General features: G+C 73.0%; 18 protein-coding genes. 11 read left to right on the forward strand and 7 right to left on the reverse strand.

Features of this window, described 5'->3' with window-relative positions; translation table 11 throughout:
- Nucleotides 1–150 precede the first annotated feature (150 nt).
- Nucleotides 151–1878 carry a glycosyltransferase family protein gene (locus ACK8GG_RS12035; RefSeq protein WP_440356319.1) on the forward strand — a complete coding sequence of 576 codons (1728 nt, stop codon included), beginning with the start codon at nucleotides 151–153 and terminating at the stop codon, nucleotides 1876–1878.
- Between the two features lie 41 nt (nucleotides 1879–1919).
- On the opposite strand, the gene ACK8GG_RS12040 is transcribed toward ACK8GG_RS12035, so the two are convergent.
- On the reverse strand, nucleotides 1920–3467 hold the full coding sequence (locus ACK8GG_RS12040; RefSeq protein ID WP_440352388.1) for a hydroxysqualene dehydroxylase: 1548 nt from the start codon (nucleotides 3465–3467) through the stop codon (nucleotides 1920–1922).
- A 58-nt stretch (nucleotides 3468–3525) separates the two neighbouring features.
- Entirely contained in the window at nucleotides 3526–4014 is a 489-nt protein-coding gene (locus ACK8GG_RS12045; RefSeq protein ID WP_440349392.1) for an MSMEG_6728 family protein, read from the reverse strand.
- Between the two features lie 77 nt (nucleotides 4015–4091).
- On the opposite strand from ACK8GG_RS12045, the gene ACK8GG_RS12050 reads away from it, so the two are divergent.
- Nucleotides 4092–5900, forward strand: coding sequence for an NAD-binding protein (locus tag ACK8GG_RS12050; RefSeq protein ID WP_440352390.1), 1809 nt, complete (start codon nucleotides 4092–4094; stop codon nucleotides 5898–5900).
- 84 nt (nucleotides 5901–5984) lie between these two features.
- On the opposite strand, the gene ACK8GG_RS12055 is transcribed toward ACK8GG_RS12050, so the two are convergent.
- Nucleotides 5985–6749 (reverse strand): phosphatase PAP2 family protein, encoded by a 765-nt coding sequence (locus ACK8GG_RS12055; RefSeq protein ID WP_440356320.1) that lies wholly within the window; start codon nucleotides 6747–6749, stop codon nucleotides 5985–5987.
- A 189-nt stretch (nucleotides 6750–6938) separates the two neighbouring features.
- Between ACK8GG_RS12055 and ACK8GG_RS12060 the strand changes: the two genes are divergently transcribed.
- Entirely contained in the window at nucleotides 6939–8147 is a 1209-nt protein-coding gene (locus tag ACK8GG_RS12060) for a DUF4032 domain-containing protein (protein WP_440356321.1), read from the forward strand.
- Nucleotides 8148–8160: 13 nt separating this feature from the next.
- Here the strand turns inward: ACK8GG_RS12060 and nagA are convergent, their stop codons facing one another.
- Together nagA and ACK8GG_RS12070 are read right to left on the reverse strand one after the other, a co-directional pair.
- The gene (gene nagA / locus ACK8GG_RS12065; protein ID WP_440356322.1) at nucleotides 8161–9267 is read right to left on the reverse strand and encodes an N-acetylglucosamine-6-phosphate deacetylase; all 1107 of its coding nucleotides are present in this window, start codon (nucleotides 9265–9267) and stop codon (nucleotides 8161–8163) included.
- Nucleotides 9264–10247: an ROK family protein gene (locus ACK8GG_RS12070; protein ID WP_440353323.1), complete on the reverse strand. Its 984-nt coding sequence runs from the start codon at nucleotides 10245–10247 to the stop codon at nucleotides 9264–9266. The genes nagA and ACK8GG_RS12070 overlap by 4 nt, the downstream gene beginning before the upstream one ends.
- Nucleotides 10248–10404: 157 nt before the next feature.
- Between ACK8GG_RS12070 and ACK8GG_RS12075 the strand changes: the two genes are divergently transcribed.
- From ACK8GG_RS12075 to ACK8GG_RS12090, 4 genes are all read left to right on the forward strand, one after another.
- Nucleotides 10405–11190, forward strand: a complete 786-nt coding sequence (locus ACK8GG_RS12075) for a DeoR/GlpR family DNA-binding transcription regulator (RefSeq protein WP_440349398.1) — start codon at nucleotides 10405–10407, stop codon at nucleotides 11188–11190.
- A 209-nt stretch (nucleotides 11191–11399) separates the two neighbouring features.
- Nucleotides 11400–12416 carry an ABC transporter ATP-binding protein gene (locus tag ACK8GG_RS12080; RefSeq protein WP_440356323.1) on the forward strand — a complete coding sequence of 339 codons (1017 nt, stop codon included), beginning with the start codon at nucleotides 11400–11402 and terminating at the stop codon, nucleotides 12414–12416.
- On the forward strand, nucleotides 12413–13417 hold the full coding sequence (locus ACK8GG_RS12085) for an ABC transporter permease subunit (protein ID WP_440356324.1): 1005 nt from the start codon (nucleotides 12413–12415) through the stop codon (nucleotides 13415–13417). The genes ACK8GG_RS12080 and ACK8GG_RS12085 overlap by 4 nt, the downstream gene beginning before the upstream one ends.
- Nucleotides 13418–13617: 200 nt before the next feature.
- Entirely contained in the window at nucleotides 13618–14055 is a 438-nt protein-coding gene (locus tag ACK8GG_RS12090) for a DUF3263 domain-containing protein (protein ID WP_440356325.1), read from the forward strand.
- 53 nt (nucleotides 14056–14108) lie between these two features.
- On the opposite strand, the gene ACK8GG_RS12095 is transcribed toward ACK8GG_RS12090, so the two are convergent.
- On the reverse strand, nucleotides 14109–14324 hold the full coding sequence (locus tag ACK8GG_RS12095) for a hypothetical protein (protein WP_440356326.1): 216 nt from the start codon (nucleotides 14322–14324) through the stop codon (nucleotides 14109–14111).
- 214 nt (nucleotides 14325–14538) lie between these two features.
- Between ACK8GG_RS12095 and ACK8GG_RS12100 the strand changes: the two genes are divergently transcribed.
- Nucleotides 14539–15033 carry a GNAT family N-acetyltransferase gene (locus tag ACK8GG_RS12100; protein ID WP_440356327.1) on the forward strand — a complete coding sequence of 165 codons (495 nt, stop codon included), beginning with the start codon at nucleotides 14539–14541 and terminating at the stop codon, nucleotides 15031–15033.
- Between the two features lie 4 nt (nucleotides 15034–15037).
- Here the strand turns inward: ACK8GG_RS12100 and ACK8GG_RS12105 are convergent, their stop codons facing one another.
- Nucleotides 15038–17350, reverse strand: a complete 2313-nt coding sequence (locus ACK8GG_RS12105; RefSeq protein ID WP_440356328.1) for an AAA family ATPase — start codon at nucleotides 17348–17350, stop codon at nucleotides 15038–15040.
- Between the two features lie 63 nt (nucleotides 17351–17413).
- Here ACK8GG_RS12105 and ACK8GG_RS12110 point away from each other — a divergent pair, with 63 nt between their 5' ends.
- The 3 genes from ACK8GG_RS12110 (at nucleotide 17414) to ACK8GG_RS12120 (ending at nucleotide 22392) form a co-directional block, all read left to right on the forward strand.
- Nucleotides 17414–20221 carry an alpha/beta fold hydrolase gene (locus tag ACK8GG_RS12110; protein WP_440356329.1) on the forward strand — a complete coding sequence of 936 codons (2808 nt, stop codon included), beginning with the start codon at nucleotides 17414–17416 and terminating at the stop codon, nucleotides 20219–20221.
- The gene (locus ACK8GG_RS12115) at nucleotides 20218–21096 is read left to right on the forward strand and encodes an ABC transporter permease (protein ID WP_440349406.1); all 879 of its coding nucleotides are present in this window, start codon (nucleotides 20218–20220) and stop codon (nucleotides 21094–21096) included. The genes ACK8GG_RS12110 and ACK8GG_RS12115 overlap by 4 nt, the downstream gene beginning before the upstream one ends.
- 249 nt (nucleotides 21097–21345) lie before the next feature.
- Nucleotides 21346–22392, forward strand: coding sequence for a DUF4352 domain-containing protein (locus tag ACK8GG_RS12120; protein WP_440356330.1), 1047 nt, complete (start codon nucleotides 21346–21348; stop codon nucleotides 22390–22392).
- Nucleotides 22393–22514 lie beyond the last annotated feature (122 nt).

Consider the following 22514-nt stretch of genomic DNA (forward strand, 5'->3'; position numbering starts at 1 on the left):
TGTGGCTGCTGGATCCGCCGCACCCCTCGGCCGGGCCGGTCGCCTCGGTAGCAGCCGGTCACGGCCAAGAGCGTAAGCGGCGCAAATCGCCTTTCAGCCATATTTCCGATTTCTCCGGATCACAGGTATTTGTGTGGTAACCATCGATCCATGCAGCTGCAGACCGACGTTGCCGGCGAGAGAGCCGTCGAGGGGGAGCACCGCCGGACGCGCAGGCGCCAGGCAGCGCTGACCGCACTCCTGCTCGGCGTGGCCGGCGTCGGCTACCGGGTGGTGCTGCTCGCCGCCGGAGTGCCGCCGGCGAACTCCGACGAGGCGACGATGGGCCTCGCCGCGCTGCACATCAGCCAGGGCCGCGAGCTGCCCGTCTACTTCTACGGGCAGCACTACATGGGCACGCTGGAGGCGTACCTGGCCGCGCCCGTGGTGGCCCTGGCCGGGCCGGACATCTGGGCGCTGCGACTGCCGCTGCTGATGCTCTACGCGGTCTTCCTGCTCGCGATGTGGCAGCTGACCCGCCGCCTCTACACGCCGTGGTTCGCCACCGCGATCGTCGGGCTGCTCGCCTTCGGCTCGCACCGGGTGATCCAGAACCAGTTCGTCGCCGGCGGCGGCTATCCGGAGATCAACCCGGGTGCCGCCCTGCTCCTGCTGATCGCGGTGGCCCTCGGCTTCCGCGGTGCGGCGGCCCGCCACGCGTACGGGCTCTATCTGGCCTTCGGGTTCATCGCCGGACTGCTGATCTGGAACGACTGGCTCGTCGCCCCCTACGTCGCCGTCGCCGCGCTGCTCCTGCTGCTGCCCGGCGCCCGGCCCCTCCTCGGCCGGCCCGGCCTCGCCCTGCTCGGCGGCCTGCTGCTCGGCATCGCGCCGCTGCTCTGGCACGACCTGACCCAGCCCGTCGGCAATGGCGCCATCGCCACCTTCCTGAACATGAGCGACGGGGCCGCGGAGACCGGCTGGGCGCAGCGCCTCCACGGCGGGGTGCTGCTCGGCGTGCCGCTGGCCCAGGGCTTCTGCGGCTACGGCCGGTGCGAACCCTGGCAGGTCGCCTGGGCGCCGCTCTGGGGGCTGCTGCTGATCGCCGCCACAGTGGCCGCGGCGCGCGGCCTGTGGCGCCGACGCGCCGCGGCCGGCCCGCGGCTGGCGCAGGCCGACCCGACGCTGGCGCAGGCCAGCCCGCCGATGGCACAGGCCGACCCGACGCTGGCGCAGGCCGGGCCAGAGCGGACCGCCGCACAGGACCGGGAGCGGACCCGGCAGGCCGGCCGCCTCGCGCTGCTTGTCGCGGCGGCGATCACGGTGCTGATGTACGTCCGCGACGACGCGGCGGCAGTGACGCCCTGGGAGAGCGCCCGCTACCTGCACGGCCTGCTGATCGCCACTCCGGCGGTCTGCTGGCCGCTCTGGTGGGCGGCGCGCCGGGCCGTCGGCCGGCCGGTGCGGGTGGCCGGCATCGCCGGGCTCGCCTTCGTCGCCGCCCTGGGGCTGACCGCCAGCGGCACCGTCCTGATGCGGCGGCAGGAGATCAGCGCGATCGACGACGGTCAGCGGCTGCTCGCCACCGAACTGCCACGGGCCGGCACCACCGCCCTCTACAGCGACTACTGGACCTGCAACCTGGTCACCTATCTCGCCGGGGAACGGGTGCGCTGCGCCGTTCTCGACGAGCGGCTGCATCCCGGCTACGACCGCTACGCCGCCTATGCGCCGCAGGTGGCGGCGGTGCCGGAGCAGACGTTCGCCTTCGTCACCGGCTCACCGGGCGACGCCGCGCTGGCGCAGTGGTTCGCCGCCGACGGCACCCCGGTGGAGATCACCACGATGGGCGGCTACACCCTCTACCGGCCGCTGCGCCCGGTGCCCCTGCCTCGCTGAGCGCGGCCGGCAGCCACCGGCCACGGCGCGGACGGCCCCGATCAGCGGGTCCGCTGGGCGGCCCGGCCGGCCAGCAGGCCGCGCGGCCGGATCGAGTGGACCGGCTCGGTGGCGGCGCCGGCGGTGCGCAGGATGTGGTTGGCGGCGAGGATGCCCGTTGCCGCCGCCCGCTCCATCAGTGCGCTTGGAAAGTCGGTACGGATGCCGTCCCCGGCCAGGAAGAGCCCGGGCAGTTCGGTCACCACCCCCGGCCGGTCGGCGTACGCACCGGGGGTGAAGGCCGGGGCCTGCGCCTCCACCCGCGCCCGCACCTCCCGCACCGCCAGCCCGGTCACCTCCGGCCAGAGCAGAGCCAGCTCGGCCCGCATCCGCTCACCCAGCTCCTCGGCGGCCACCCCGGGCTCACAGGCGTACGCGTGCAGCTCGACCACCGAACCGCCGGTGCGGGTGGCCCACTGCCGCGACGGCCGCTCCAGCCGGTGGTAGAGGGTCACCGAGTCCAGGGTGGGCTGGCGGGACACCCCGCTGAAGACGGCGCGCCGGGCCGCCACGTCCCCGTCGAGCCAGTACCGGGCGACCGCGTACGGCGGTCCGGGGCGACCGAAGGTGGCCAGTTGCCGGGTCAGCGCGGGAGCCGCCGCGGCGACCTGCGGGGAGGAGGCGAACAGGGCCGCCAGCGCGGGCGGGTCGAGCGCGAGCACCACCTGGTCGCCCCGGTACGTCCGCCCGTCGCCGGTGTGCACCTGCCAGCCGTCGCCGTTGTGGTGCAGCCGCGTGGCGCGGCTGCCGGTGACCACCTCGCCCGAGTGCCGTTCGAGATGGGCGCGCAGCGGCCGCCAGATCGCCTCGGCGTAGTCCTCGTCGGGGGCGTCGAAGGCCAGCCCTTCGCCGTTGCCGAGCAGATAGAAGTGGAAGTTCGCCACCAGTTCGGCCGCCGACATCTCCCGCTCGTGGTTGAAGAACGAGTGCGAGAAGACCTCGAAGAGCATCGCCCGGGCCCGGTCCGGCAGCCGCAGCGAGTCCAGCAGTTCGGCGGCGGTGGTGCCGTCCAGCTCCGCGTAGGTGCGCTGCGGGTCGTAGGTCAGCAGCGGCAGGGCGGCGTCCCGGTCCATGCCGCGCAGCTCGGGCAGGCGCAGGCTCGGGCTGCGCAGCAGCAGCGCCAGCAGGTTGAGCGGCGGTGCCGGCGGCAGGTTGCCGAACTCCTCCGCCGGCCACTGGCGCGACAGGATCGGATAACCGGCGACGGGCTTGAGCATCGCCAGCGCGGGGTCGGCGCGGCGCAGGATCGACCGCCAGTTGTAGTACTGCCGGAAGAAGGCGTGGAAGCCGTGTTCGACGGTCTGCGTGGTGCCGTCGGCCAGCCGCTCCGGCCAGGCGCCGAGCCGGCCGCCGAGGGTGTGCGCGGCCTCCAGCACCGTCACGCGCACATCCCGTTCGGCGAGCACCACCGCCGCCGACATGCCGGCGATGCCGCCGCCGACGACCAGCACCTCGACCGGCCGGGTGACCCGGCTCGGGCCACCGCCGCCGGGCTCGACCACGTGCGGGCGTACGCCGATGAGCCGGCCCAGCGGCCGTGACAGCTCCATGAGTGCCTTTCCCCATGAATCGGTGCTTCTGTGGCGAAAACGGATCCAGCCTGCCCGATCAGTGCGGCGGCGGCAACGGACACGGCCGGTCCCGGTCCGACAACGGCCAGACGTACGGGACGTCCGGCAGGTCGCCGAAGATCGGGAAGTAGTGCCCGGGATCCTTGCGCAGCAGCGACGCGCGGTGGCTCAGGTGCAGCTCCGGCATGCCGAGCCAGGGCGGCAGCTCACCGGCGACGGCGAGTTCCTCCTCGGTGCGTACCCGGGTGATGCCGCAACCGGCGGCCAGGTCGGCGGTCAGGGTGGTGGCGCAGGTGTCCGCGCGGCCCCCGGCCGTCCACACCGCACAGATGTCCAGCCCGTACCGGACGAGTGCCTCCTCGTAGCCGGTCCACATTTTGACCGCGGGGTGGTGCCGCCAGCCGTATCCGGGGCGGACGAGGCCGCGGAGCACCTGGATGGCCTCGACCCGCTGCTTGCCGAGTCGGCGCTGGTCGAGGACCTGCGCGGTGCGGCCGAAGTCCGGATAGGGCAGGAATGTCTGCACGGGCGGTGTGGTACCCGTCGCGCTGCGCGACATGCGCGGGCTGTGGCGGGTACCCGTCGATGACTACGATCCCGCACATGGCAGACCCTTGGCGGTTCCGGATGCGGCGGGTGGGGGAGTCCGGTCCGAAGGTGCGCCTGCGCGGGCCCGACCCTCGCCCGCACTTCGTGGTGTGCGGGCACGACGCGCTCGTCTTCCACGTCCTCAACGGTCTGCTGGAAGCCGAGATCGACGGCTCGCCCCTGCGGATAACCCTGCTCATGCTGCCCGGGCGGCAGGCCGACGCCGCGCAGCTGCGGCGCCTGCAGGGCGTCCGGGTGATCCGCGCCGACCGGCTCGACGAGGCGACCTTCCGCGCCGCCGGACTGGTCGGCGCAAAGGGCCTGGCGCTGCTGGACCAGGACGACGTCGGCAATATCCACGCCGCGCTCTGCGCCCAGGAGGTCGAGCCGAGCCTGCGGGTGGTGATGCGGATGTTCAACACCAACCTCGCCACCGGCGTACGGCGGCTCTTCCCCGACCTGGCGATGCTCTCCGACGCCTCGATGGCCGCGCCCGCCTTCGTCGCCGCCGCGCTGGGCGAGGTCGCGCCGACGCACTTCCGCCGCGACGGCCGTACGCTGCACGTCGCCCGCCGCAGTGACGTCCGGCCCGAGGACGTCGTCTGCGGGCTGGCCGACACCCGCGACGAGCACCGGCTCCGGCTCCTGCCGGACGCCGACGCCGACCTGGTGCTCGCCGAGGCCACCGGGCAGGCCCCCGGCACGGAGATCGCGGCCCGCCGGCTGGTGCAGGCCCGGCGCAGGAACCGGCTGCGGCACTGGCGGAAGTGGCCGGTGACCCACGCGCTGCGCTCCTTCGCCACCCGCAAGATCGGCATGGCGACGATCGCGGTGCTGGCGCTGATCGCGATCCTCGGCTACGTCACCTCGCAGGCCGAGCACGTCTCCATCTGGGAGGCGATCTATCTGACCCTGGTGACCACGCTCAGCGGCGCCGACCCCGACGTCGAAAAGGAAGCCAGCGGCCAGATCATGCAGGTGGTGCTGAGCCTCGCCGGGCTCGCACTGGTTCCGTTGATCACCGCGGCGGTGGTCGAGGGGGTCGTCAACGCCCGGCTGGCGCTCACCGCCGGCCGGGAGCAGGGCGAGCGCCGCGGACACGTCGTGGTGGTCGGCCTCGGCAACGTCGGCACGCGGGTGATGGCCCAGCTCAACGACTTCGGCATCGAGGTCGTCGCGATCGACAAGGCCCCCGAGCCGCGGGGCGCGGTGCTGGCCCGCCGGCTCGGCATCACGCTGATCGTCGGCGACGCGGCGCTGGAGGAGACCCTGCGCGCCGCCTCGGTGCACAGCTGCGCGGCCCTGGTGGTCCTCTCCACCGACGATGTCGCCAACCTGCAGGCCGCGCTGAACGGCCGGGCGATCCAGCCGGACCTGCGGGTGGTGCTGCGCCTCTTCGACGGTGACTTCGCCGAACGCATCCAGACCGCCTTCGGCATCGACATCTCCCGCAGCGTCTCCTACCTGGCCGCGCCTTCCTTCACCGCGGCGCTGCTGCACCGTTCGGTGATAGCGACCATCCCCGTCGGTCGGCACGCGCTGGTCGTCGCCGAGGTACGGGTGCAGGAGGGGTCGAGCCTCGACGGCACGACGCTCGCCGACGCCGGGAAAGCCGGGTCGGTGCGGGTCATCGCCCATTCCCGCCCCGGGCAGGTACGCCCCGACTGGTCACCCGGCGCCGGCGATCCGCTCGCCGCCGGCGACCAGCTGATGGTCGTCGCCCGGCAGTCCGGGCTCACCTGGCTGCTGCATCAGGCCAGCACCGCGGCGGCACCGGCCGGCGAGACGGCAACGTTGCCGGCGCCGCGGGACGGGCAACGCTGAAGGCCGACGGGGCGCACGGCCGTCCCGTACGACCGGGGGGTCACCTCGCCGCCGGCGCGGCGCGGCGCTTGCCGGTCTGTCCGCTTACACCGAGCGGTAGAGGGCCGGCCGGCCCCAGGCGCGCAGCCGGCCGGGCAGCGGCAGGTCGTCCCAGGGGATCCGGTGCAGCAGCCGGTCCAGCAGGAGGCCCAGCAGCAGCCCGGCGACCGAGTCGGTGAACCAGTGCCACCCCAGGTACGTCGTCGTTACCAGCACGATCGCCGGCGGCAGCACCCGCAGCGCCAGCACTGCCGGATGTGGCAGCGGCCGTCCGGCGTGGCGCAGCAGCGCCGCCAGCAGCAGCGCGAGGACGCCGTACCAGACGATGGTGTTGACGACGTGCCCCGACGGGTACGAGCGGCCGTACACCCCGGCGGTGTGGAAGAGCTCCACCGCGTCGGCCTGGGACAGGAACGGCTCCTTGTACGTCGCGCTCGGCGCCGCACGGTCGGTGGTGAGCTTCAACGGCCCGACGACGCCGTAGATCAGCAACCAGGCGGCGGCCGGCGGCAGCAGCGGGCGTACCGAACGGGTCCGCCATGCCAGCAGCGCGCCCAGCAGTACGGCGATCACCATCAGCGGGGTGCCCTGGCCGAGGTAGTTGAAAATCCGCGCGGTCCAGTACGCCCAGTCCGGCCGGTGGGTGTCGGCCCAGTCGACCACCGCGATGTCCAGCCCCAGCAGGTACCCCGACGCCAGCGCCACGGTCAGCGCCACGAACGCGGCCAGCAGTACGGTGTCGAAGCACCAGCAGGCCGGGCGTACCGGATGCAGCCGCAGCCTGCGGGGGGCGGTGGTGGTCTCCTGCACGCGCCCACGCTACCGGCCCTGCGGGTGGCGCCCCACCGGCGCGCCGCCGACACCGTTCGCCGATCGGCCGGTGTGCCGCCGACGCCGTGGAGCGTCGTCGTAGCGATGCCGCGCTGCCGCCGGAGGCGACGCTGTGGGCCGGGCCACCTCGGGGAGCGGAACCGGTCCCGGCGCGGCATTCTGGAGATCGTGCGTATCACTTCGGCCCTGGTGGATCCGGCCCTGCTGGACCTGCCCTGGTCGACCCCGCTGGAGCAGTGGCCGGCCGACCAGCTCGTCGCGCTGCCCCGGGGCATCTCCCGGCACGTCGTGCGCTTCGTGCGCCTCGCCGGCACCGTCTACGCGGTCAAGGAGACCGGCGAGCGGGTCGCCGAACGCGAGTACGGCCTGCTGCGTTCCCTGGAACGTCTTGACTTCCCGGCCGTGCGCGCGGTCGCGGTGGTCGACGGGCGGCACACCGACGACGGCGAGCCCCTGGACCCGGTACTGGTCACCCGGCACCTGCAGTTCTCGCTGCCGTACCGGGCGGTCTTCTCCCGCATGCTGCGCCCGGAGACGATGGAGCGGCTCCTCGACGCGCTCGCCGCGCTGATCGTGCGGATGCACCTGACCGGCTTCTTCTGGGGCGACTGTTCGCTGTCGAACACCCTTTTCCGCCGCGACGCGGGGGCTTTCGCCGCCTATCTGGTGGACGCCGAGACCAGTGCGCTGCACCGCAGCCTCTCCAACGGCCAGCGCAACGAGGACGTCGAACTCGCCCGGCTCAACATCTTCGGCGAGGCGCTGGACCTGCAGGCTGCCGGGCTGCTGCACGAGTCGATCGACCCGGAGCAGGTCAGCAGCGAGGTGGTGCAGCGCTACGAGCGGCTCTGGCACGAGATCACCTATGAGCAGGCGGTGGAGCGCAGCGCCCGGCACGACATCGAGGGCCGGATCCGGCGCCTCAACGAGCTGGGCTTCGACGTCGCCGAGGTGGCGATGTCGCTGGTGGACGACGGTCGGTACCTGGTCCGGCCGAAGGTCGTCGACGCCGGGCACCACTGCCGGCGGCTGATGCGGCTGACCGGGCTGGACGCGGAGAACAACCAGGCCCGGCGGCTCCTCAACGACCTCGACACCTACCGCGCGGAGAGCGATCTGACCGACGAGCAGCAGGCGGCGCACCGCTGGTTGACGGAGGTCTTCGAGCCGGTCGTCCGGGCCGTGCCGGCGCACCTGCGCCAGAAGCTGGAGCCGGCGGAGCTCTTCACCCAGGTCGTCGAGCACCGCTGGCGGCTGGCGGAGGCGGCGGGGCGCGATGTCGGACTCGCCGCCGCGGTCCAGTCCTTCCTCGCCGACGTGCTGGTGCACCGCCCGGACGAGCAGGCCGTGCTCGGGGCGGAGCCGGGCGAGCGTTGAGCGGCCGGGCGCGTCAGCTCACCCAGGTGCCGGCCCGCATCACCTTGACGACGTTGAACTCCTCGTCGAGGACGACCAGGTCGGCCCGGTAGCCGGGGACCAGCGCTCCCCGGCCGCTGAGCCTGATCGCCCGCGCCGGGGTGGTCGCCACCATCAGGGCGGCGTCGACGATGTCGATGCCGGCGGCGACGGCCCGGCGCAGCGCGGCGTCGAGGGTGAGGGTGCTGCCGGCGATCGCCCCGCTGTCGGTCAGCCGGGCCACGCCGTCGGTGACCGTCACGGCCTGCCCGCCCAGCTCGTACGCCCCGTCGCTCATGCCGGCCGCCGCCATCGCGTCGGTGATCAACGCGCACCGGTCGGGGCCGGCCACGGCGGTGGCGAAGGTGAGGGTGCCGTCGTGCAGGTGCACGCCGTCGGCGATGAGCTCGCAGATCACGCCCGGGGAGGCCAGCAGCGCCAGCACCGGCCCCGGCTCGCGGTGGTGTACGGCCGGCATGGCGTTGAAGAGGTGCGTCGCGACGGTGGCGCCGGCCTCGACGGCTGCCAGGGTCTGCTCGTAGCCGGCGTCGCTGTGCCCGATCGCGGCCACCACACCGTTGGCGGTGAGCATTTCGATCGCGGCGAGGGCGCCGGGGCGTTCGGGGGCGAGGGTGACCATCCGTACGGCGCCGCCGCCGAGGGCGATCAGCTCGCCGAGTTCGTCGAGGGAGGCGTCGCGCAGATGGGCCGGGTTCTGCGCGCCGCAGCGCCGCTGTGACAGGTACGGCCCTTCGAAGTGCAGCCCGTCGACAACCCCGTCGGCGACGAGCGGGGCGAAGGCCGCGGTGGCGTCGCGCATCAGCTCGAAGGGGGCGCTGACCAGGCTCGCCAGCAGACTGGTGGTGCCGTGCCCGAGGTGGAACTCGGCCGCGCCCCGGGCCTGTGCGGGGTCGCCGGTGGTGAAGGTGTGCCCGCCGCCGCCGTGGGTGTGCATGTCGACGAAACCGGGCAGCACCCAGTGCCCGGTACGGGCCGTCGGGTATTCGGCCACGGCCGTGATCATCGAGTCGCGGATCTCCACGCAGCCTTCCGGCAGGACACCGGCGGGGGTCACGACCCGGCCGCTCACCCGTACGGTCATCGCCTTGTCTCCAGTGCTCGTCGTGCCATCAGCGCCGCGCCGAGGCAGCCGGCCGCGTCGCCGAGCGCGGCCGGCACGACCAGGGGTTCCTTGTGGAAGGTGAGCCGGTGGTGCAGCCCGGCCCGCAGCGGTTCGAGCAGCTGCTGACCGGCCAGGGCCAGGCCGCCGCCGACCACCATCGTCTCCACGTCGAGCATGGACTGGGCGGTTGCCAGCCCGTCGGCGAGAGCGTCGACCGTCTCGCGCCAGATCTGGCAGGCCAGCCGGTCGCCGCTCCTGGCGAGCCGGGCGACGTCGGCGGCGGTGGCGGTGCGTCCGGCGCGTTCGCTGTAGTGCCGGCCCACGGCCGAGGCGGAGGCTACGGCCTCCAGGCAGCCGTGCCGGCTGCAGCTGCAGCGGGGTCCGCCGGGGCGCACGACGATGTGGCCGAGTTCCCCGGCGGTGCCGTTGGCGCCGACGATGGCCCGTCCGCTCATCACGTGGGTGGCGGCGATCCCGGTGCCGATGGCGAGGAAGAGGACGTGGCTGCTGAGCCGGGCCGCGCCGATGCGGGCCTCGGCGAGTCCGCCGGCGCGTACGTCGTGGCCGATGGTCGTGGGGACGCCGAGCCGCTCGTTGAGCAGCCGTCCCAGCGGTACGTTGCGGAAGCCGACGTTGGCGGACCAGACGGCGATGCCGTTCGCCTCGTCGACGACGCCGGGGACGACGATGCCGGCGGCGATCGGGGTCAGGCCGTCGGTGCGGGCCTTTTCGGCGAGGGCGGCGGCGATGTCGCCGATGTCGCGGGTGACGGCGTCGGCGCCGCGTTCCGGGCGGGTGGGGTGCCGCTCGGTGTGCAGCATCCGGCCGTGCGGGTGTACCAGGGCGCACTTCATGGTGGTGCCGCCCACGTCGATGGCGACGATCACTTCGCCGGTCATGTCGGGCCCATCGGGAAGGACGACATGTGACCTCCTCGCGATTGGCGCACCCTGCGCGATGCCGCTCGGTTCGCCGACCTTTCGCGCGCCATTCTGCGCGTGTTGATAGATGGTGGCAACTGACCCGAGGGCCCCGCCCGGGTGTTTTTTGCTTGAGGCCGGTTTTGCGCACTACTGTGCACGCAATCAATCACCGTATGTGCAGTGGAGGCCTTGAGTGGACCGGTATGCGCGATGGAACGCGTTGCTCGAGTTGCTGACCGACAGCGGCCGGGTCAGCGTCGAGGACGCCGCCGCGCGGCTCGGGGTCTCCCAGGCCACCATCCGTCGTGACTTCGACCAGCTCGCCCAACAGCAGATGATCACGCGGACGCGGGGCGGCGCCGTTGCCAACGGCGTCTCCTACGACCTCCCACTGCGCTACAAGACCGCCAAGCACTCCGCTGAGAAGCAGCGTATCGGTGCTGCGGCCGCCGCGCTGGTTTCGCCGGGCATGGTGGTCGGACTCAATGGCGGCACCACCACCACCGAGGTCGCCCGGGCGCTGGCGGTCCGCCCGGACCTGAACGCCAGCGCCGACGGCGCGCAACTGACCGTCGTCACCAATGCTCTCAACATCGCCAACGAACTGCTGGTGCGCTCCAAGATGAAGGTGGTCGTCGCCGGCGGAGTCGTGCGGCCGCAGTCCTTCGAGCTGGTCGGCCCGCTCGGCGGGGCGCTGCTGCGCGAGGTCACCCTGGACATCGCTCTGCTCGGTGTGGACGCTATCGACCCGCAGCTGGGTGCCGCCGCGCACCATGAGGGCGAGGCGTCGATGAACAACCTGATGGTCGCCCGGGCCAAGCGCCTGGTCATCATCGCCGACTCCTCCAAACTGGGTGGTCACGCCTTCGCCCGGATCTGCCCGATCGAGCGGGTGGAGACCCTGGTGACCGACTCCGGCGCCGATCCGGACCTGGTGGCGGCGTTCCGCGGCGTCGGAGTGCAGGTCGTTACCGCCTGACGGTGATGGATCTTCCGGGCGTCGCTGCGCCCCTGGCCGATGCGAGTTGCCCGACCGGCGCGGATGGGCTCCGTGGTGGTCGCCGAAGGGCCATACTCGACGGCGGCAGCCGTGCGGCGGGCCGGGATCGATGTGGTCCGCGCGTCGGGGTACCGCTATTGCGCATAACGCAGTAGTGTCTGGGCCGTCATAGAAGGAAGGTGGGCGGCGTGACCGCTGTGTTGGAAATAGCAGGACTACGCAAGACGTACCGGAGCCGCCGACGCGGCGTCCGGCACGCGCTCGACGGCTTCGACATGACCGTCGGCGCCGGGCAGGTGCACGGCTTCCTCGGGCCCAACGGCTCCGGCAAGACCACCACTCTGCGTACGCTGCTCGGTCTGATCGAGCCGGACGGCGGCCGGATGGCGCTCTTCGGCCAGGAGGTGCCGGCCGCTCTGCCCCAGGTGATCGGCCAGGTCGGCGCGGTGGTGGAGAGCCCGCACTTCTTCGGCAACTTCAGCGCCCGGGACACCCTCTCGCTGCTCGCCGGCGCCGGCGACGTGCCGCAGCGGCGGGTAACCGAGGTGCTGGAACTGGTCGGGTTGCGGGACCGGTCCAAGGACCGGGTCAAGACCTTCTCCCTCGGCATGAAGCAGCGGCTGGCGGTCGCCTCCGCGCTGCTCAAGGAGCCGAAGTTGATGATCCTCGACGAACCGGCCAACGGCCTGGACCCCAGCGGGATCCGGGAGATGCGCTCGCTGATGCGCGACCTCGCCGACAGCGGCATGACCGTGCTCTTCTCCAGCCACATCCTCGGCGAGGTGCAGCTGATCTGCGACGAGGTCACCATCATCTCGCTGGGGCGGCGGGTCGCCGCCGGCCCCGTCCACGAGGTGCTCGCCGCGCACTCCGGCAACGCCCTGCGGGTCCGGCTGGAGGCGGTCACCGACCTCCCGCTCGCGGCCGAGACGCTCACCGGCGCCGGCCTGCAGGTCACCGCCCACCCCGACCACCTGCTGATCAACGGCGTCGACAAGCCGGCCGTGGTGACCCGGGCGCTGGCCGAACGCCGGCTCTGGATCAGCGAGCTGACACCGCTCGAGGCCGACCTGGAGAGCGTCTTCCTGGAGCTGACCGGCACCATGCCGGTGCCCGGCCAGCATCGCCAGGTCGACCAGTCCGCGGTCGTCGCGGACGCGCCGGCGGGCAGTACCGGCACCCGTGAGGAAGGCAGCGGCGCATGAGCTTCTTCAACACCGAACTGCGGCGGCTCTTCAAGCGCCGGCTGACCCGGGTGACCCTGGCGCTGGTGGCGCTGCTGCTCGGCGGGATGGCCGCCTCCACGGCCTTCACCAGCCACCAGTCCACCCCTGAAGGGCGGGCAGCGGCCGAAGCCGCCGCCCAGCCGCAGTACCAGCAGGCGGTGCGCGACCACGAAAGGTCGATCGCCGATTGCGAGGCCGCCGAGGCCCGTGGCGAGAACACCGAGATGAACTACGGCCCGGACTGCGGCCGGGAGTGGGGGCCGCAGCTGGAGTGGTACGTCCAGCAGCCGTACGAGTTCAACTTCGCCGGTGAATTCGGTGGACGCCTGATGGGTCTCGGCCTGCTCCTCGTGCTGGCGGCGGTGCTCATCGGCGCCTCCTTCGTCGGGGCGGAGTGGACCAGCGGCGGCATGATGAACCTGCTGCTCTGGCAGCCGGGACGGCTGAAGGTGCTGCTCACCAAGCTGGCTGCGCTGGTGACCGGACTGTTCGGCGTCAGTGTGCTGCTCGGCGTCTGCTGGACCGTCGCGTACTGGTTGATCGGCACCTATCGCGGCACGATGGGCGAGATGACCGCCGGCGCGTGGACGTCGACCGGCCTGACCGGGCTGCGGACGGTCGGACTGATCCTCGCCGCGGCCGTCGTGGCGTTCGGGCTGGCCTCCCTCGGTCGGCACACCGCGCTCGCGCTCGGCGGGCTCGTCGGGATCTTCGTGATCAACGAGGTGGCGGTCCTGCCACTGCTGCGTGTGCTCGGGACGAGCTTCCCCGACCGCTTCACGTTCACCGCACACCTGATGGCGTGGTTCGAACGGGAACTCCCGCTCTTCGACTACGTCAACTGCACAATGGTGCAGGGCGAGTGCGTGCCCGCGGAGATGGTGCTCACCTGGCAGGACTCCGGGCTGGTCTTCGCTATCGGCACGCTGCTGGTGCTCGGCGCGGCCCTCTGGGCGATGCGCCGGCGTGACATCGCCTGAGCCGATTCACGGGCACGTGCGCGGGGTGGCGCCGGAAGGTGCCACCCCGCGCGTGTCGTGCGCCCCGTCGGGGGTGTCGTTACGCTGATAGCCGGCGGCCCGGGCCGGTTCCCGCTGGTGGCAGCCGCCGGCCGGCCTTGCGCCGGTGAGCCCCGCTCGTACGTCCCACCGGCGCCGCCGGTCGTCCCGTGAGGAGCCCGATGGAGCCGAGCGCGAACACCGCCGCCACCGATACCGGGCCCACCGTCCCGGCTCCCCGGCCGGCCGTGGACGCGCCGGTCGTCACCCCGGCCGACGCGACCGATCCCGCCGTGGAGGAGGCGCCGGACGGGTCTGCGCCGGCGGTCGATGAGGACCCGGACGTGCAGCCGTCGCCGGTCCCGTCCGCTCGCGCCGGCGCCGCGCCCGTGGGCGACCTGGCCGAACGGGAGCAGGCGATTCTCGCCTTCGAGCAGCGCTGGTGGCGCTACGCCGGGGCGAAGGAACAGGCGATCCGCGACACCTTCGGCATCTCGGCGACCCGCTACTACCAGTTGCTCAACGCCCTGCTGGACAACCCGGCGGCACTGGCCGCCGAGCCGATGCTGATCGGCCGGCTGCGCCGGCTGCGCGCCTCACGGACCCGCCGCCGCCGCTGACCTGTCCGCCTGTCGCGCCGCCCGCATCGGGGTGGCCGGCCGCCGTCGGCACGTCAGCGCTTCTCGTACAGCGCCAGGCCGTTGCCGATGGCGAAGAAGGTCGGGGCCCACTCGCCGATGAAGATGCCCCACCGGTCGGCCCGGTCGATCTCGGCCTTCTCCAGGTTCTTCGAGATCAGCCAGCTGAGGTACGCCGCCCCGATGCTGGCGAAGCCCGCCATGTAGCAGTGCTCGGATTTCAGGCCCGACTCGTGCAGCTTCTTCAACATGCTCGATCCCCCTGTCGCGTAGCTGTCTCACCTTCGCCCGACGCTAACGGTCCGTGACGTCTCCCGTACGCGAATTGCCCGCAGTGCCCTCCCGGTCGCCATGTCAGCCTGTTGTGATCAGGTGATCACCGTGAGGTCATATCGGGTGGGCCGAACGGTGCGCGCGGGGCGAATTGGCTGGACGCCGTCGCACCGCCGGGGAAAACTCCGCCTTGTGACCGCACGGGTGCAGCTCGCGCCGCTGGACGAGGAGAGCCTGGAGCCGCTCCTCTCGGTGGCGGCTGCCGAGGCGCAGCCCGAGGAGGTCATGCCGCCGGTCAGCGCACCGGCCGGCTGGTCGCAGGCGCGCCGGGAGGCGTTCCGGGTGTTCCACCGGCTGCACTTCGGCGGCCTGGGCGGCCCCACCCGCACCCAGATGTACGCCGTCGTCGTCGGCGGAGCCGTCGTCGGCATGATCCGGCTCTGCCACCGCGACGAACCGGGCGACATGGAGACCGGCCTCTGGCTCGGCCGCTCGGCCCGCGGGCAGGGGATCGGCCGCGCCGCGCTGCGGGAGCTGCTCTTCGAAGCCGCCCGGCACGGCGCACACGCTGTCCACGCGACCACCACCAGCGGCAACACCGCCGCGCTGGCGCTGCTGCGGGACTGCGGCGCGCGGCTGCGCAGCGACGACGGTCTGGTCCACGCCGAGATCCGCCTGCCGCACTGAGCTGTCAGCGGTTCTGCTGCTTCTCCGCGTACGCCTCCAGCCAGGCGACCTGCGCCTGGTCCAGTGACGGCCGGACCCGTTCGCGGGCGGTCGCCAGATGCGCGGCGGTGACGGTCGCCGCCGACATCGACTCCCGCATCGCGGTCAGCGCCGCCTCCCGGATCAGCGCGGTGCAGTCCGCCGACGAGAAGCCGTCGAGCTGCGCGGCGAGCGCGTCGAGATCCACGTCGTCGGCGAGCGGCACCGGCTTGGCCGCCGCCCGCAGGATGTCCGCGCGTGCGTCGACGTCCGGCGGCGGCAGGTAGACCATCCGCTCCAGCCGCCCGGGCCGTAGCAGCGCCGGATCGATCAGGTCGGGGCGGTTGGTCGCCCCGATCACCACCACGTTGCGCAGCGCCTCGACCCCGTCGAGCTCGGTGAGCAGGGAGGCGACCACCCGGTCGGTGGTGCCGCCGTCGGTGCCCTGGCCCCGCACCGGGGCGAGGGCGTCCACCTCGTCCAGGAAGATCAGCGTCGGTGCGGCCTCCCGGGCCCGGCGGAAGAGTTCCCGGACGGCCCGTTCGCTCTCGCCGACCCACTTGGTGAGCAGCTCCGCGCCCTTGACCGAGAGCACGTTGGCCTTGCCGGTGCCGGCCAGGGCGGTGACCAGGAAGGTCTTGCCGCAGCCGGGCGGGCCGTAGAGGAGCACCCCGCGCGGGGGCTGCACGCCGAGCCGGGCGAAGGTCTCCGGGTAGTTCAGCGGCCAGAGCACCGCCTCGGTGAGCGTCTGCTTGGCCTCGGCCAGCCCGCCGACGTCGTCCAGCGTCACCGACGACAGCCGCAGGCTCGCATCCCCCATCGAGGTCGGGCGGACCACCTCCAGCGCGGCGTCGAAGTCCGCCATCGTCACCGTCGGCGTCACCGTCTCCTTCTGCCGCAGCGCCGCGCGGACGCCGGCTTCGCGGACCAGCGCGGCCAGGTCGGCCGCGACGAAACCGGGGGTACGCCCGGCCACCTCGTCGAGCCGTACGTCGTCGGCGAGCGGGACCGCACGGGTCAGCACGGTCAGCTGCTCCTGGCGCAGCGCCAGGTCCGGCAGGGGTACGGAGATGGCGGTGGCGAGCAGTTCCGGCCCGCGCAGGATCGGGTCGACCGATTCGGGGCGGCCGGTGGTGGCGACCACGGCGCCGCCGCCGCGGACGGTCTCGGCGACCAGCTGCCGGAAGACCGTGGCGAGCGGCCCGGGATCGTCCGCCGGGGCGATCGCCTCCACGTCGCTGACCAGCAGCACCGCCGGCCCGTCGGTACGCAGCGAGGCGGCGGCCTCGCGCAGCACCCGGGCCGCGGCGTCGTTGGTCAGCGATGCCAGCTCCGGTGCCCAGAGGGCGCGGACCCGCACCCCCAGCTCCCGGGCGACGGCGCGGACCAGGGTGGTCTTGCCGGAGCCGGCCGGACCGCTGATCAGGACACCGAGGTTGAGCGTGGTGCCGAGCCGGCTGAGCACCTCCCGGTGGTTGAGCCCCAGGTCGAGCAGCTCGGTCAGCTCGCGGGCCGGTGCGCGCAGCCCCGGCAGCTCGTCGACGGTCGGCACGTCCGCGTCCGGTGTGTCAGTGGGTTCGTCGTGCCTCGTGCCGGTCCCGGCCGCGGTTCCCGCCGGGTCTGTGGTGCCGACGGTGCCCGCCGCACCGAGGGCGGGCCGTGGGGCCAGGCCCGGCCGGGCCGTCGTGTCGCGCGAGGCGACCCCGCCGGCCGGGCCGTGGGTGACGGCCCCGTGTTCCCAGCCGACCACCGTGTCCATCGTGATCAGCGCGCCGTCGGCCGGTTCGACGGTGACGGCGGTGAGCAGGGTGCTGGTCCAGGCGTACCCGACGGTGTTGGCGAGGCTGCGGCGGGCGGCGTGGATGAGACCTCGCACGGAGGCGTCGGCGAGCACGTCCTGCGGCAGCAGCGAGACGTTGTCACCGGCGGTGACGACCTTGCCGAGCAGCGCCAGCCGCAGCATCTCCGGGGAGACCGCCGCGACGATCTCCACCGGGCCGGTCAGCACCACCCGGGTCGCGGCGGTCAACGGCAGCGGGGTCACCGTCACCTGGCCGCCGTCGCGGATGCCGAGGTTGCCCAGGATCAGGTCGTCGGCCTGCAGCAGCGCGGTGCTCACCGGCGGTTCGGCCCGCGCGGCGATGCAGGCGGTCACCCGGTTCGCGGTCAGCCGGACCGCGTCGCCGGGGCGCAGCCCGAGAGCGGCGAGTGCTTCCGGGTGCAGCCGGACGATGCCGCGGCGCGCGTCGAGAGCGGCCGGGCGCAGGCCGGCGGTGAGCGTCAGGTCGGGTTCGGGCACGCGGCGAGGGTAACGCGCCGACGCTTGCGCGGGCTGCGGCGCGCACCCCGTACGGTGATCCCCATGTCTTTTCCGTTGCCGGCCGCCCTCCGGCGGGCCCTGGCCCCATCGAACGGCTCGGGCGCACGGCGACGCCTGCTGCTCCTCGGTGTGGTCGTCGTGCTGCTGGCCGCCGCCGTGACCTGGGCGGTCTGGCCGAGTTCGCAGCCGTGGCGGGCCGAGTCCGCCCGGGTCACCGTACTGTCCGGACCGGACGGGACCGAGCCGGTGGAGCTGGACACCACGCTCTACCTGCCGGCCGGTGCCTCGGCGGCCGACCCGGTGCCGGCGGTGCTGCTGGCGCACGGCTTCGGCGGCTCGAAGGAGTCGGTCAGCGCCGACGCCGAGAGCTTCGCCGAGCGGGGCTACGCGGTGCTGGCGTACACGGCGCGGGGGTTCGGGCTCAGCGGCGGGCAGATCCACCTCGACCACCCCGAGCACGAGGTGCGCGACGCGCAGCGGCTGCTCGACTGGCTGGCGCAGCGCCCCGAGATCCGCACCGACGGCGCCGGTGACCCGCGGGTCGGCGTGGTCGGCGCCTCGTACGGCGGTGCGCTGGCGCTGCTGCTCGCCGCCGCCGACCAGCGGGTCGACGCCATCGTTCCGATGATCACCTGGAACGACCTCTCCACCGCGCTGCTGCCCGAGTCGAGCGGCCAGGACGCCACCGACGGGGTCTTCAAGAAGGGCTGGGCGGGGGTCTTCTTCGGCAACGGCGGGCTCGCCACCGGCCGTACCGGTGGTGCCGCGCTCCCCGCGACGGCGGGTGGCCCCGGCGTCGCCCTCGATCCGTCCTGCGGCCGGTTCGCCCCGGACATCTGCGCCGCCTACCTGCGGATCGCCGCGGACGGGCAGGCCGACGAGGAGGCCGTCGCGCGGCTCAAGGAGTCGAGCCCGGCGGCGGTGATCGACCGCATCAAGTCCCCGACGCTGCTGATCCAGGGGACCGCGGATTCGCTCTTCACCCTCGCCGAGGCGGAGGCGAACGCCCGTGGCATCGCCGCCAACGGCACGCCGGTCCGCGTCGCCTGGTACAACGGCGGCCACGACGGCGGCGACGGCCCGCAGAGCGACTCGGACCGGGTCCGCCACCTGACGGTGCAGTGGCTGGATCACTACGTCAAGGGCGCGGGGGAGGCGCCGGCGGGCAGCTTCACCTGGTCGCGGGTCGCCGGCTTCAACGCGATGGACCGGGGGCTGGTCGCCACCGGCTTCCAGGCCGACGAGTACCCGGGGCTGGGTGGGGAGTCCACCCTCGCGGTGCCGGTCGCCGGGCCGCCCCAGCCGGTCGCGAACCCGCCCGGCGGCAACCCGGCCGCGGTCTCCTCGCTGCCCGGCGCCGGCGCGCTCACCTCGCTGGCGGCCGGCTTCGGGGGCGACATTCCCGGCCAGCACGCGATCTTCCAGTCCGAGCCGCTGGCCGAGTCGGTGGACGTCGTCGGCGCCCCGACCGTCTCGGTGCGGGCCGCCTCCCCGACCGGTGAGGCGGTGCTCTTCGTCAAGCTCTACGACGTCGGCCCGAACGGCGGCGCGACGCTGCCCGGCGGCCTGGTGGCGCCGGTACGGCTGACCGGGCTGCCCGCGGAACTCTCGGCCGCCGAGCCGGTGCAGGTAACCCTGCCCGCGGTGGTGCACCGCTTCGAGTCCGGCCACCGGCTGCGACTGGTGGTCGCCACCTCCGATCAGGGGTACGCCGGCCCCACCGAGCCGACCGTCTACACGATCGCCGCCGGCGACGGCCCGGTCGTGCTCCCCACTGTCGTCGGCACGCCGATCCCCACCCAGGCGGCGCTCTGGCGCTGGGTGCTGATCGGACTGGTCGCCGCGATCGTTGCCGGGCTGGTCGTGGTGGTCGCGGTGCTGCGCCGCCGCAACCGCCGCCACGACGCCTCGGTCGACCCGCGCTACGCCGGCGTGCCGCTGGTGGTGCGCAACCTGCGCAAGGCCTACGACGACGGGTTCGTCGCCGTCTCCGACGTGGACTTCGAGGTGCACCCCGGTCAGGTGGTCGGCCTGCTCGGCCCCAACGGCGCCGGCAAGACCACCACGCTGCGGGTGCTGATGGGACTGACCCAGCCCAGCGGCGGCGAGATCTTCGTCTTCGGTCATCCGCTGGTGCCCGGTTCGCCGGTGCTCTCCCGCATCGGCGCGCTGGTCGAGGGGCCCGGCTTCCTGCCGCACCTGTCGGGGCTGGAGAACCTCAAGGCGTACTGGCGGGCGACCGGCCGGCCCTGGGACGACGCGCACTTCGACGAGGCGCTGGAGATCGCCGGCCTCGGCGACTCGGTACACCGCAAGATCCGTAACTACAGCCATGGCATGCGGCAGCGGCTGGCGATCGCCCAGGCGATGCTCGGCCTGCCGGAGCTGCTGGTGCTCGACGAGCCGACCGACGGGCTCGACCCGCCGCAGATCGCCGAGATGCGCCGGGTGCTCAAGCGTTACGCCACCGACGGGCGCGCGGTGCTGGTCTCCAGCCACCTGCTCGCCGAGGTCGAGCAGACCTGCACCCACGTGGTCGTCGTGAACAAGGGCGCCATCGTGGCCAACGGGGAGGTCGACGAGATCGTCGGCGAGTCGCCGAGCGTGCTCTTCGACGTCGACGACCCGGTCGCCGCGCGCGCCGTGATCGACAAGATCGACGGCGTACGACTGGTGCCGGAGCCCGGTGGGGCGCTGGTGGTCGACACCGACGGGGTGCCGCGCCGTGAGGTCGTCGCCGAGCTGGTGCGCGCCGGGATCGGCGTGGAGCGGGTGGTGCCGCGACGGCGGCTGGAGGATGCCTTCCTCGCCCTGGTGGGGGAGAGCTCACGTGGAAGCGGGGACCGATGATGTCCAGTCCTGCCCAGTCCGCCGGGGCCGCCCCCGGCTACCGTCCGGCGGCGACGATGCCGCTGTCGGCGGAGTGGCGCCGGCAGGCGTCGCGGCGGCGGACCCAGCTCACCCTCGCCTTCATGGTGCTGCTGCCGCTGGTGGTGCTGATCGCTTTCCAGTTCGACACCGGCGACGACCGGGGCGCGCGGGGCACCAGCGAGGGCTCCAGCTTCGTCTCGCTCGCCACCGCCGGCGGGCTGAACTTCGCGCTCTTCTGTCTCTTCGTCTCCGCCTCGTTCCTGCTGGTCGTGGTGGTGGCGCTCTTCTGCGGCGACACCGTGGCCGGCGAGGCGAGCTGGGGGAGCCTGCGGTACCTGCTCGCCGTCCCGGTGCCGAGGGCGCGGCTGCTGGCGGTGAAGCTGGTGGTGGCGCTCGGCTATTCGGCGCTGGCGTTGCTGCTGCTGGTCGGCACCGCGCTGCTGGCGGGGACGCTGCGCTACGGCTGGGAGCCGTTGCAGAGCACCGTCGCGGCCGAGTTGCCGGCGGGTGAGGGGCTGCTGCGGCTGCTGGCGATCCTCGGGTTCCTCGCGGTGGCGCTGCTGGCCGTCGCCGGGCTGGCGTTCCTGCTGTCGGTGCTGACCGACGCCCCGCTCGGTGCGGTCGGCGGCGCGGCGCTGCTCTGGATCCTGTCGAGCATCCTGGACCAGATCACCCAGCTCGGGGTGGTGCGCAACTTCCTGCCCACGCACTACAGCAACGCCTGGGTGGGGCTGCTCTCCACCGAGGTGCAGACCGACGACCTGATGAAGGGCATGATCTCGGGAATCGCCTACGCCACCATTTTCTGGGCGCTGGCATTCTGGCGTTTCACCCGGAAGGACATCGTTTCCTGACGCCCGCTGAAAGCGCCGCCGGATTGCTGGCTGCGGCCGGCGGTTGCATGCCGGCGGCGGCACGATTGGTCGCGCTCGATGGGTGACGTGCGCGACCTCGGCTGCATGGTGGTAACGAATTGGGGACATCGGTGCGGTGGAACAGGCCCTTCTGTCCGGACCGTCCACTTTCCTGACCGATACGGCCATGGCGTGGGATGCGGCCATTTGCCATCATGCACCTGCTGAATCCGAGCGAGGAGCTGACCCGTGAGTTACGACCCCAATGGACCCGGTTGGTCCGGGCAACCGCCGCAGCAGCCGCCGAACGACCCGGTCAGCGGCGCGCCGCAGCCGCCGTACCCCGGGTACGGCAGCCAGCAGCCGGCTTTCCCCGAGCCGCAGCCGTACGGCCAGCAGCCCGGTTTCCCCGAGCAGCAGCCCTATGGCCAGCCCCAGCCGGGCCAGCCCCAGCCGGGCCAGCCCCAGCCGGGCCAGCCCCAGCCGGGCCAGCCCCCGTACGGGGAGCAGCCGGGTCAGCCGCAGTACGGTCAGCCCCAGTACGGGGAGCAGCCGGGTCAGCCGCAGTACGGTCAGCCCCAGTACGGCGAGCAGCCCGGCCAGCCGCAGTACGGTCAGCCGGGCCAGCCCCCGTACGGCCAGCCTTACGGTCAGCAGCCCTATGGCCAGCAGCCGTACGGTCAGCAGCCGCCCGCGAAGGGCAACAAGACGGTTCTGATCGTCGTCGGTGTGGTGCTCGGCCTGCTGTTGCTGCTCTGCGGTGGTGGTGTTGCCGCGGTCGTCATGTTCGGCGGTGACGAGGAGACGCCTGCGGCTCCCGCCCCGACCACCCCGGCCGTCACCCAGGGTGTGCCCCAGCCGGAGCCGAGCGCCGACACCAGCGCTCCGGCCGCCGGGGACATGTTCCAGGTCGGCCAGTCGGCGGTGCTGGCGGAGCGCGACGGCGAGCTGCGGGTGACCGTGAACAAGGTCAGCACCAGCGACAAGGCGTGTGCCACCTTCATGCCGGATCCGACGGAGGGGACCTACCTGATCTTCGACGTGACCGCCGAGGTCATCAAGGGAACCGCTCCGGTGAACATGATGTACTTCTCCTACGTCGGCAATGACGGCAAGGAGTCCAACAGCTTCAGCGGCCTGATGTCGAGCTGCGGTGAGTCGCTGGAGAGCAGCGCCGGCCTGCCGGCCGGATCGAAGGTCACCGGCAGCGTCGTCTTCGACGTCTCCGACCCCAAGGGCAAGCTGACGTACGGGAACCTCTTCGGCAAGAGCAAGGCGGTCTGGCAGATCTCCTGACCACGGCAACTTGCTGCTTTCGTCCGGCAGCGGGGGCCCCGGGGGGTTGGGCCCCCCGGCCCGCAGCCCGGGAGGGGGGGGTGGGCGGGACAATGAAATGGATGGGGGTTGCGCAGGGGCGT

It is taken from the genome of Melissospora conviva, from assembly GCF_049523535.1.
GTDB classification, from domain to species: Bacteria; Actinomycetota; Actinomycetes; order Mycobacteriales; family Micromonosporaceae; genus Melissospora; species Melissospora conviva.

What these genes read in the sequence shown, in the direction of transcription:
- ACK8GG_RS12035 (WP_440356319.1), top strand. Translation starts at nt 151, where the DNA reads ATGCAGCTGCAGACCGACGTTGCCGGCGAGAGAGCCGTCGAGGGGGAG.
- ACK8GG_RS12040 (WP_440352388.1), bottom strand. Translation starts at nt 3,467, where the DNA reads ATGGAGCTGTCACGGCCGCTGGGCCGGCTCATCGGCGTACGCCCGCAC.
- ACK8GG_RS12050 (WP_440352390.1), top strand. Translation starts at nt 4,092, where the DNA reads ATGGCAGACCCTTGGCGGTTCCGGATGCGGCGGGTGGGGGAGTCCGGT.
- nagA (WP_440356322.1), bottom strand. Translation starts at nt 9,267, where the DNA reads ATGACCGTACGGGTGAGCGGCCGGGTCGTGACCCCCGCCGGTGTCCTG.
- ACK8GG_RS12085 (WP_440356324.1), top strand. Translation starts at nt 12,413, where the DNA reads ATGAGCTTCTTCAACACCGAACTGCGGCGGCTCTTCAAGCGCCGGCTG.
- ACK8GG_RS12090 (WP_440356325.1), top strand. Translation starts at nt 13,618, where the DNA reads ATGGAGCCGAGCGCGAACACCGCCGCCACCGATACCGGGCCCACCGTC.
- ACK8GG_RS12095 (WP_440356326.1), bottom strand. Translation starts at nt 14,324, where the DNA reads ATGTTGAAGAAGCTGCACGAGTCGGGCCTGAAATCCGAGCACTGCTAC.
- ACK8GG_RS12110 (WP_440356329.1), top strand. Translation starts at nt 17,414, where the DNA reads ATGTCTTTTCCGTTGCCGGCCGCCCTCCGGCGGGCCCTGGCCCCATCG.
- ACK8GG_RS12115 (WP_440349406.1), top strand. Translation starts at nt 20,218, where the DNA reads ATGATGTCCAGTCCTGCCCAGTCCGCCGGGGCCGCCCCCGGCTACCGT.